At 39.9% G+C, this 11,239-nt stretch carries 11 protein-coding genes; 10 read left to right on the forward strand and 1 reads right to left on the reverse strand.

Going from position 1 to position 11,239, the window contains the following annotated elements:
- Positions 1–146: 146 nt before the first annotated feature.
- Entirely contained in the window at positions 147–647 is a 501-nt protein-coding gene (locus LJE11_RS14490) for a DUF2284 domain-containing protein (protein ID WP_008707157.1), read from the reverse strand.
- 187 nt (positions 648–834) lie between these two features.
- On the opposite strand from LJE11_RS14490, the gene LJE11_RS14495 reads away from it, so the two are divergent.
- From LJE11_RS14495 to LJE11_RS14540, 10 genes are all read left to right on the forward strand, one after another.
- The gene (locus tag LJE11_RS14495; protein ID WP_008707155.1) at positions 835–1,170 is read left to right on the forward strand and encodes a nucleotidyltransferase domain-containing protein; all 336 of its coding nucleotides are present in this window, start codon (positions 835–837) and stop codon (positions 1,168–1,170) included.
- Positions 1,163–1,567, forward strand: a complete 405-nt coding sequence (locus LJE11_RS14500; RefSeq protein WP_008707154.1) for a HEPN domain-containing protein — start codon at positions 1,163–1,165, stop codon at positions 1,565–1,567. The genes LJE11_RS14495 and LJE11_RS14500 overlap by 8 nt, the downstream gene beginning before the upstream one ends.
- A gap of 43 nt (positions 1,568–1,610) precedes the next feature.
- Complete coding sequence (locus tag LJE11_RS14505; protein ID WP_008707152.1) at positions 1,611–2,189, forward strand: TetR/AcrR family transcriptional regulator; 579 nt, start codon at positions 1,611–1,613, stop codon at positions 2,187–2,189.
- 189 nt (positions 2,190–2,378) lie between these two features.
- Entirely contained in the window at positions 2,379–3,524 is a 1,146-nt protein-coding gene (fucO, locus tag LJE11_RS14510; RefSeq protein WP_118246921.1) for a lactaldehyde reductase, read from the forward strand.
- A 349-nt stretch (positions 3,525–3,873) separates the two neighbouring features.
- Complete coding sequence (locus LJE11_RS14515) at positions 3,874–4,509, forward strand: GTP pyrophosphokinase (RefSeq protein WP_119245716.1); 636 nt, start codon at positions 3,874–3,876, stop codon at positions 4,507–4,509.
- A gap of 187 nt (positions 4,510–4,696) precedes the next feature.
- Complete coding sequence (locus LJE11_RS14520; protein WP_227296135.1) at positions 4,697–6,370, forward strand: GGDEF domain-containing protein; 1,674 nt, start codon at positions 4,697–4,699, stop codon at positions 6,368–6,370.
- On the forward strand, positions 6,360–8,264 hold the full coding sequence (locus tag LJE11_RS14525) for an EAL domain-containing protein (protein WP_227296136.1): 1,905 nt from the start codon (positions 6,360–6,362) through the stop codon (positions 8,262–8,264). The genes LJE11_RS14520 and LJE11_RS14525 overlap by 11 nt, the downstream gene beginning before the upstream one ends.
- A 242-nt stretch (positions 8,265–8,506) precedes the next feature.
- On the forward strand, positions 8,507–9,733 hold the full coding sequence (gene sstT, locus LJE11_RS14530; RefSeq protein ID WP_118616667.1) for a serine/threonine transporter SstT: 1,227 nt from the start codon (positions 8,507–8,509) through the stop codon (positions 9,731–9,733).
- Positions 9,734–9,866: 133 nt separating this feature from the next.
- A complete protein-coding gene (gene spoIIID, locus LJE11_RS14535; RefSeq protein WP_022380265.1) occupies positions 9,867–10,118 on the forward strand; it encodes a sporulation transcriptional regulator SpoIIID in 252 nt (83 codons plus the stop codon).
- Positions 10,119–10,224: 106 nt separating this feature from the next.
- Positions 10,225–11,061 (forward strand): alpha/beta hydrolase, encoded by an 837-nt coding sequence (locus LJE11_RS14540; protein ID WP_118610237.1) that lies wholly within the window; start codon positions 10,225–10,227, stop codon positions 11,059–11,061.
- Positions 11,062–11,239 lie beyond the last annotated feature (178 nt).

Here is an 11,239-nt window from a genome sequence, read left to right on the forward strand (position 1 = left end):
TCAAGTGAACAGCAAAGCAAATGAGCTTATCGGTTCGACATAAATATAAAAACAGGGTATAAAAATACGGCTGACTATATCCGGGTTAAATGCGGATATAGTGCAGCCGTATTTTATACTATAGCAAGCCTCTTAATCAATATGCATTATTTATGAGGCTTGCTATAATCTTCGTGAAACAGAATCTGTGTAAAGAATCTTACATCTGAGTCATCTGCCCAGCAGACCATACCTACTGCATCAGCCATTTTCTGTGCATCTACACTGTAGGCGGACATACAGGAACAATTCTTATACGGTCCTGCGCTCATGATCAGGATATCTTCTTTTCCCGCTTCCTGCATCTGTCTGGCAAGCTGTTCTGTAAGAATATTCTGTGCATGCTTTGCCTGTTTGAAAAGAACCGGATCCATGATCGGATCTTTCAGAACAGTCTGGAGAACCAGTGCCTTTTCATATTTCAATGCTTTTGCCTGCATTTCTTCTACAGTACCGCAGGCAGGCGGACATGCAGGAACCAGGTTATAATTTCCACAGAGATTGTCCTCGCAGAACTGTCTGTATTCCGGTACAAATACCAGGTCTTTTGTATCCATGATCGCTGCATCTGCGAAACCCATGGAAAGTGCTTCTTTTATTAAATCCATAAGAATGACTCCCTTCTTAAAGCGGATTATTTTGGCTTGAACATATCAAGGTGAATTATAACATTTTGAAATAAATAAAATCAAGTTTTGTCGAGAACTTCTGATGAGGGAAACTTGATGTAACAAAAAACTTATGTTAACATATAGATATGCAAATTGGGGGATATTAATAAGAGGAAGTGATTATATGCCGGAAAATATCAGAAACATCATATATAGATTTTCTCAGGAGTTAAGACGTATTTTGGGCGATAAATTGACAAAGATTATCGTATATGGATCATATGCGAGAGGAGATTTTCGAGAAAATTCTGATATAGATATTATGATTTTGGTGAAAATGTCTGATGAAGAAATTCGATTAGTGAAGAATGATATTTATGATCTTGCATTTGAGTTTGAAATAAATACAGGAATAGAGTTCTCTCCCATCATTAAAAATGAAGACCAGTATGAGTATTGGATTGATACGTTACCTTTTTACCGAAATGTGCGAGATGAGGGGGTAGTGATCGATGAATGACAAAAAAGAGGATTTATGTATATACCGTATTCGGAATGCGGTGGAGACATTGGGAGTGGCAGTATTATGCTTAGAAAGTCAACATTATAAAGATTCAATAAATCGTAGTTATTATGCTGCTTTTTATGCAATAAAAGCAGTATTAGCTTTAGAAGAGATTGATTTTAAGCGTCATAAGGATGCGGTTGCGTATTTTAATAAAACTTATATAGCAAAAGAGATTTTTCCAAGAGAAATGGGAAAGAGGTTGGGAAGACTAAAGCAGGAGAGAGAAAATAGTGATTATGATGATTTTTACGTTGCATCTTTAAAAGATGCATCAGATCAATATAAGTCAGCGAAGCTTATTATTGAAAAGATAGAAGAATATCTGTCAGAGAAAGGTATTCAATATTAACTTGTCGACACACTAGAGAAATGAATTAGCGAGAGGAAATCTTATGAAGCTGACGGCAGAAAACAGCAAGGGTGAAAAAATGAAATACCGTCTTGCGCGGTCGATGAAGGAATGTATGAAAACGATGTCTGTAGATAACATCACAGTAAAACAGATCACAGAGAATTGTGGTGTTACGAGGCAGACTTTCTATCGGAATTTTATGGACAAATTTGACCTTATCAACTGGTATTTCGATAAGCTTCTGGCGAAATCCTTTGAGCATATGGGAATGGGAAAAACTGTTTATGATGCTCTGGTAAAGAAGTTTACCTATATTCAGGAAGAGCATGTTTTCTTTGCAGCAGCATTTAAGTATGACAGTCAGAACAGTCTGCGCCAGCATGATTTTGAACTGATCCTGGACTTCTATGAGAATCTGATTCGTGAGAAAACAGGAAGGATTCCGGATGAGACCATACATTGCATTTTGGAAATGTACTGCCATAGTTCTATTTATATGACTGTAAAATGGGTACTGGGAGAGTTGGAATGTGCACCGGAGGGACTGGCGAAAATTTTAGTTGACGGGATGCCTGGAAAACTCTCGGAATTGTTTGAAAAGCTGGAAATATTGTCATAAATATAACAATATTAATGCATAATTTTGCACCCAGTTTTTCGGCATTATTGCACAAATATTGTGAGAAGGTTACATTTGAGCTAAAGTGTAACTTTCTTTTTTTATTTTATATTGTTAAGATAATAACAAAGATAAGTGATGCGGAAACTTACCTAATACTGAAGAATACCGAAAGGAATGGAAATCATTATGGCAAACAGAATTAACTTAAATCAGACATCTTATCACGGAGCAGGAGCGATCGAGGAAATCGCAAACGAAGCAAAAGCCCATGGTTTTAAGAAAGCTTTTGTATGTTCTGATCCTGACCTTGTAAAATTTCATGTAACAAGCAAAGTTACAGACATTCTTGAGAAAAACGGACTTGCATATGAACTGTATTCAGACATCAAACCAAATCCAACAATTGAGAACGTACAGCACGGTGTTCAGGCATTCAAGGATTCCGGTGCAGATTATCTGATCGCGATCGGTGGTGGTTCTTCTATGGATACTTCCAAAGCAATCGGTATCATCATTGCAAACCCTGAATTTGAAGACGTAAGAAGCCTGGAAGGTACAGCTCCGACTAAGAAACCTTGTGTACCGATCATTGCAGTTCCGACAACAGCAGGTACAGCAGCAGAGGTAACAATCAACTACGTTATCACTGATGTAGAAAGAAAACGTAAATTCGTATGTGTTGACCCACATGACATGCCGATCATTGCAATCATTGATCCGGAAATGATGTCCTCCATGCCAAAAGGACTGACAGCTTCTACAGGTATGGACGCTCTGACTCATGCAATCGAAGGATATACAACAAAAGCTGCGTGGGAAATGACAGATATGTTCCATTTAAAAGCGATCGAGCTGATCTCCAAATCTCTCCGCGGTGCTGTTGAAAACACAAAAGAAGGTCGTGAAGGAATGGCTCTTGGACAGTATATCGCTGGTATGGGATTCTCTAACGTAGGTCTTGGAATCGCTCATTCCATGGCTCATACACTTGGTGCTGTTTATGACACACCACACGGTGTTGCCTGCGCAATGATGCTTCCGATCGTTATGGAATACAATCAGGAATGCACAGGTGAGAAATATCGTGAGATCGCCAGAGCAATGGGTGTCAAAGGCGTAGATGAAATGTCTCAGGATGAATACAGAAAAGCAGCAATCGAAGCTGTTAAGAAACTTTCTGTTGATGTAGGAATCCCGACTAAACTGGAAGCAATCAAAGAAGAAGATCTCCAGTTCCTGGCAGAATCCGCACATGCAGACGCATGCGCACCGGGAAACCCGAAAGATGCAAGCGTAGAAGATCTGAAAGACCTGTTCCGTAAGATTATGTAATTAATAATGGTTATAAGATGAAATAAAAAAAGCACCGGCTGTAATGGAGTACTGTTACAGTCAGGGCTTTTTTATTTCCCATAAGTCTGCTGATGCTCTGAGTGTGGCGGGATTGTGCATGAGAAGCAGTGCCATATGTAAGTGTAAGCAGACGAGAATTTTGTTTATAAAATGATTAGAATTGGGACACTGATTAAACACATTTCTTTTGTATGATGGAAACGTAATGGGGAAAAATGGTTATTTTGCAGTACAAATGTGGAAAAATGCCAAGTTCTGCAAAGAAGTACAGAATAAGAAATATGAAAGACAGAAGAATAACTGCAGAGGTTTTTACAGGAGAAATAATATGACAGATGAAGAATACTATGAATTTATACAACCATATGAAGATGCTAAACAGATGCTTCTCACACGTCTTGATGTGTTGAATCACAACCTGTACGGTGAGGCATCTGCAAGACCGATCCACAACATCCAATGCAGGATTAAGAAGAAACAGAGTATTGAAGAAAAACTGCAGCGAAAGAAAAAAGAACCTACTGTGATGAATGCGAAGGATTATCTTCAGGATATTGCAGGTGTCAGGGTAATCTGCTATTTTGTAGATGATATCTATAATCTGACAGAACTTCTGAAGAGTCAGAGTGATCTGATAGTAATCAAAGAACGGGATTATATTGGAAACCCGAAGCCAAATGGATATCGGAGCTATCATGTGATCGTAGGAGTGCCGGTATATTGTCTGGATGGAATGGAATACTTCCCGGTGGAGATACAGTTTCGTACTATGTCCATGGATTTCTGGGCCAGTATGGAGCATCGGATTTCATACAAAAAGGAACGCACGGATAAGGAACAGCTAAAAGAGGAATTAAGAGAATATGCGAATATGCTGGTAGAGATCGAGAGCCGTTTTGAGCAGTATAATGAGACGGATCATCAACAGGAAAAAAGAACAGCAGAAGTAAAACAGTCACTGTAAAAGGTGGCTGTTTTTGTGTCTTGTATTTTTTATAGTGGGATGTTAGTATAACATTGGTTTATAGTACTCTTATATTATTTTCTGACAGCACCTTCAGAAAATAATATAAAGGTAACTATTCAGCAGTTTATTATCCTGCTGAGGTACTGAACAGTTGTGATTCTGGAAATAAGAGAAGGAGAAGCGTGTGAAATATAATCAGAAGAAGAAAAAAGAAAACATAGAGATATTTCTGTTTATCATGGTGATGGCTGTTTTTGCTGCTGTTCTGGGAGTTATGTCACTGGGAGAAAAGATGCAGCCGGTGAACCAGATCAGGAAGATATCTTCTGGCTGGTACTATTATGACAACGGAAAAAGAACAAAAGTTACTCTTCCGGATACAATACAGGCAGAGAAAGGGGAAGAACTGATATTATATAATGACGGGATTACTGATCTGGATGCCGGTAAGGTAGTTACAACCAGAGGTGCACAGTATGATCTGAAAATCTGGCTGGGTGACCGTCCCATCTATGAATATCAGGATACAACCTTTGTAAGGAATACGCAGATGAAATCAAAACTGGAATGTGTAGGGGAAATCCCTACAGACATGCAGAATGAGCCGCTGAAGCTGGTTTATTCAAATCCACATCACGGAAAGTATGTTTTGACTTCTGTTTATATTGGAACCGGAAGTGCAGTCATTGCTTTACATTTACAGAATTCAGGAATAGTTATAGGTATTGCTTTGTGTTTTCTTGTTTTGAGCGTTATTTCTCTGTTGATTACAGTTTATCTGAAATACCGTCAGATGCCGGATGCCAGATTTCGCGATGTAGCATTGTTCCTTATGATATGTGCAGTCTGGCTGATTACAGATTCTTCTGCGATCCAGACCTATAGCAGTCATCCGGATATGCTTTGTACGATTTCTTTTTATATGTTTATGTTACATTCGGTACCGATGCTGCATTTTGCCCAGAAAATAGGTGGACTGAAAAAGGAACGCATTCTGGATGCAGGAATTGCTGTGTTTTATCTGAATGCATTTATTCAGGGACTTCTGGCCTATTTCGGGGTATTCACGTTTGCAGATATGCTGTTTGTAACACATGTTCTGCTGATAACGTGGGTATTGATCGTAGCGGTACTGCTCTGGAAAGAATATAGAAAGAAGCCGGATCGAAGTGTGCAGATCATATTGATCGCTTATATGATATTATTGTTCAGTGGACTTTTGTCACTGTCATTGTACTGGCTGTTTGAAATATCCTATTATGGAGCAATATTTGAGTTTGGAATACTGGTATTTCTGGTTATGATCATTGCAGATACTGTGATCAGTCTTGTTGGAAAGGTCCGTTACCGGACAGAAATGCAGGCATATGAACGACTGATGAAAGAGGACTGGATGACCGGAATGCAGAGCAGGAAACCTTTTGAAAATCTGCTGGCGGAAATTCCGAAAACCATGAATGAGCATAAGGATATCCTGCTGGTCTTTATGGATATTGATTATCTGCGCAGGATCAATAATGATTTTGGCAGAGCGGCAGGAGATGAGGTTATTGTGGCGGCTGCCAGATGCATTGAGAATGTTTTTGGAGCAATTGGAACATGTTATCGCACAGGAGGAGATGAGTTTGCGGTAGTTGTGTTTGATCCGGAGGAAGACAGGAATGCATTGTCTGAGAAACTGGATAAAGAAATAAGGCGTTATAACAGAAACAGCAGATATCGCCTGTCCATTTCAAGAGGTTTCAGTTTAATTCGGGATGACAGGGGAAAGCTGAAGACAACCGGTGAATGGAAGTATGAGGCAGATACGAATATGTATCAGAATAAAATGAAAGAGAGAAAGACACATGAATTATAATATAAACTTTCAGGTAGCGGCAGTTATTATTACAGCGTTACTCTTATATCATTTTCTGACGCAGAAGAAACTGCATAATGCAAATGTGAAAACATTTACATATATACTTGTCCTGAGCGGTTTATATATTTTGTCTGACCTGTTGGGTACGCTGACAATTATGAATTACACAGCGGAAGATGAAGGAACTGTCATGGGTATTCTGACAGGAATCTATTTGCTTGATATTCTGATTCCTTATATTTTGTATTCATGTATTCCTGATTCGCGTGAAAATGAGAAAAAGAGCGGTGCATCATCTGTGATCTGTGCCGGGATTACGGTGGCTATGATGATAGCTGTACTTGGAAACCTTGGAAGCGGGGGATTCTTCTGTTTTGACAGTAATGGCGTTTTTCAAAAAGGAACAGGGTACGTGTTTCTTTATTTCTATGCCCTGGTTTATATCGTTCTGATAATGCTGCGTATGATCAGAAGCAGAGAGGACTATACGCCGGAAAAGATGAGTATTGCAGGCGAATTTCTTGTGATAGAAGGCGTATGTATAGGAGTGGAACTGTATACAGGATACATATTTCTGTCAGGTTTTGGACTGGCACTTGGTCTCATATTTCTCTATCTTATGATGAACAATCCAGGTGATTATATAGACAGTACAACAGGAGCATTTGATAAAAGGTATTTTGATAACTGGATACAGGAGAAATTTACCAAAGGAATCGAGTTTCATGTGATTGCTGTAGAGCTGTTTATGCTGAAACAGATTAATAAGGTTTACGGAAGCAGTACAGGTGATCTGCTTCTGGTACAGATTGCAAGAGAACTGCAAAACATTACAGGTTCTGTACAGGTGTTCCGAACCACAGGAAACTGTTTTCTGATCATTACAGATTCATTGACAGAATATGAGAAAAACAGACAGGAGATTGAGAACTATTTCAAAGAACCTTTTGAAACTGACGGGGAAAAAATCACTTTTCCGGCAATCATCTGCGGGATTATCAACGGTGAAAAGATGGAGAAGGAAGATGTACTGCTGGCATATATCGAGTATCTGATATCTTTGGTAAAACGTGCAGATGAAACGGTAGTGATTCAGTCAGATGACAGGATTCTGGAGGGCTTCCGTTATGAAAAAGAGGTGGAGCATTTCCTGAAAACAGCAGTGGATAAAGACCTGTTTGAAGTGTACTATCAGCCGGTATTCTGGACAAAGGAAGATCGTTATATTACTCTCGAAGCTTTGAGCAGGCTGAAGCATCCCTGTATGGGAATGATCCCGCCGGATGTGTTTATCGGTATTGCAGAAAGGCAGGGGCTCATTGCACAGATCGGACTGCTTCAGTTCAGAAGGGTGTGCCGTTTTATTAAAGAGAATGAATATATGATGAAACAGATTAAGAATGTAAAGTTCAATCTGTCACCTTCCGAACTGCTAAAACCGGGACACAGTCAGCTTCTGATTAATATAGTGAAGGAGCATGAGCTTTCACCGAAATATTTTCAGTTTGAGATTACTGAGACAGTGGCAACTGAATACAGTGAAAGTTTCTGCAAAGCTGTGGAGGATTTTACGAATGCGGGAATCGGATTATGTCTGGATGATTTTGGTTCAGGGTATGCAAATCTGAATGCAGTATTGAGACTTCCGTTTGATGTGGTGAAAATGGACAGATCGTTGTTAACAGGGATTACCTGTGATGAACAGGCTGCTGTTTTTTACCACAGTATTGTGACGGTTATGCAGAATATGGGATATATAATTGTAGCAGAAGGAGCAGAAACAGAAGAAGAGGTGAGTCTGCTGAGAGAGTGGGGTGTGGACATGGTCCAGGGATATTACTTCTCAAGACCACTTCCGGAGGCAGAGTTGCTGAGACTTTTCATGTTATAGGAAATTATTTCGTAATATACCTATAACATAAAAAGATCCTCCGGACAGAATCGCACTGCGCCGGAGAGAAAGCAGGTGTTGTTCAATCAGATATAAATGATTGAACGACATCTGCTTTTTTGAATAATTTAAAAACAGAAATACAATACACTTATAAAGATGTTCTTGCATATTCTATGTGCTTCCTTTATAATGTAACGTATCATTGTTTTATCAAATTAAAGGGAAAGAGGATTAAAGAAATGAAAAAAGTTTGGGACAAATGGACCAGGATTGCTCTTGTAAAGAGAATCCTGGTTGGCCTGATTCTGGGTGCGATTCTGGGAATTGCTGTACCGCAGGCAACAGGAATCGCAATTCTGGGTGATGTCTTTGTAAGTGCATTAAAGGCAATCGCACCTTTGTTGGTATTCTTTCTGGTTATCAGCTCCTTGTGTAATGCAGGAAAATCTCACGGAGGAGTTATTAAGACAGTTATCATTCTTTATATGTTCAGTACAGTTCTGGCAGCAGTGATTGCGGTATTTGCGAGTATGGCATTTCCTGTAAAGATGACACTTGCAAATGCAGCAACAGATACAAGCGCACCGCAGGGTATCGTTGAGGTATTAAATAACCTGCTTCTGAACGTGGTTGCCAACCCGGTATCTTCACTGGTAAATGCAAACTATGTAGGGATCCTGATGTGGGCTGTTCTTCTTGGGCTTGCTTTTCGTGTAGCTGATAAGATGACAAAGAAGGTTCTGGCTGATGTTGCAGATGGTATTTCCATGGTAGTAACCTGGATCATTAATCTTGCACCTTTTGGAATTTTTGGTCTGGTATTTAACACAGTATCTACAAACGGTCTGGATATCTTTACGACTTATGGAAAACTGTTGCTTCTTCTTGTAGGATGTATGCTGTTTATCTATTTTGTGACCAATCCGCTTCTGGTTTACTGGTGCATCCGCCAGAATCCATATCCGCTGATTTTCCAATGCCTGAAGAGAAGTGCGCTGACAGCTTTCTTTACAAGAAGTTCCGCAGCTAATATTCCGGTAAACATGAAAGTCTGTGAAGAGATGGGACTGGACAGAGATACTTATTCTGTAACCATTCCGCTTGGTGCAACTATTAATATGGATGGTGCGGCTATCACTATTACGGTTATGACAATGGCAACTGCATTTACTCTTGGTATTCATGTAGATATTCCGACAGCAATTATCCTGAGTCTTCTTGCAGCTCTGTCAGCATGTGGCGCTTCCGGTGTAGCCGGCGGATCACTTCTTCTGATCCCGATGGCATGCTCTCTGTTCGGAATTTCAGATGACATTTCCATGCAGGTTGTTGCAGTAGGATTTATCATTGGCGTAGTTCAGGATTCTGTAGAAACAGCTCTGAACTCTTCTTCAGATCTTCTGTTATCTGCTTCCGCAGAATTCAGACAGTGGAGACTGGAAGGGAAAGAGATTAAATTTAAATAAGATTGCAATGAGTGAAACGGTCGTCCGGTATGGACGGTCGTTCTTTTATAAGGCACAACTATAAAAACGATTGCTACATATTCGGAAATTTCTGTGCATACACTGTAAAAACAGCGTCTTCGGAGGCTTATCCGTGAAAGATTATATCGAGGAGCGGGCAGTGGAAATTGCAAATTATATTATTGATACAAAGGCAACGGTGCGTCAGGCGGCGAAGAAATTCGGGATTAGTAAGAGCACTGTACATAAGGACTGCACTGACCGTCTCAGTCAGCTCAATCCGGGACTGGCATGTGAAGTGAGACAGGTTCTGGATGTGAACAAGCAGGAGCGGCATATCAGAGGTGGGCTCGCTACAAGAGAAAAATATTTACATCAGCATTAGAGCGTAAAAGAAGCTGCTGTCGGATATGACAGTAGCTTTTTTCAGGTGTTTTTTGTATAATAAAATGCTGTAAAGGCTTTGCAAAAACATAAGGGAGGATAAGAAGATGGCATTAATGGAAGTGAACTTCTTTTCAAAAGCACTGATGCGTCCGGTAACAATGAATGTAATCCTGCCGGTTGATAAAGTGTTTTTTGGAGAAGAAACAGAAGAAGAGAACAAACCGTTTAAGACTTTGTATCTGCTTCACGGAGTAATGGGAAATTACACAGACTGGGTAACAGGAACATGTATTAAGCGATGGGCAGAAGAAAAAAATCTGGCAGTAGTTATGCCTTCCGGAGCAAATATGTTTTATATGGATCATCCGAATGCAAATGAAAACTACAGTGAATTTATCGGAAAAGAACTTGTAAAGATCACACGAAGAATGTTTCCGTTATCCCACAAAAAAGAAGATACATTTATTGCCGGGTTATCTATGGGAGGATACGGTGCAATCCGAAATGGTCTGAAATACCATGATACATTCGGATATATCGCAGGCCTTTCGTCAGCCATGATACTTGAAAAAATGGGGACAACAGATGACAGTTCTCCTATGTTCTTTGAGAAAAAAAGTTTTCTGGAGAGTGTATTTGGAGATCTGTCCCGGATCAAAGACTGTGAGATCAATCCGGAATGGATTGCCGAAAATATGAAAAAAGATGGAATCCCATTTCCGCATATGTACCTTGCCTGTGGACTGGATGATCCGCTTCTTCCTCCGAACCGTAAGTTCAGAGATACCATGCAGAAACTGGGTGTGGATGTAACTTACGAGGAAGGTCCGGGAGCACATGAGTGGGATTTCTGGAATCGTTATATTAAGAAAGTCCTGGACTGGCTGCCTCTTGATAAGGACAGCAAAGAAGGGATGAACAGTGGGAATGTAGGACTGTAAATGAGAGAGTTGCAACAGATGGATATGAAATCTGTTGTGGCTCTTTTTATTTCTGTTGCAGGAAATTACTCCGTAATGTTTCTGTAACAGAATAAAGTTCTATGGGCAGGACTCCTTCTTATACGTTACTGTTCACTCCGTTCACAGTAACTTAGCCAAAATTCATTCCAGATTGCCT

The organism is Blautia sp. DFI.1.216 (assembly GCF_020594215.1).
GTDB lineage: Bacteria > Bacillota > Clostridia > Lachnospirales > Lachnospiraceae > Blautia_A > Blautia_A wexlerae.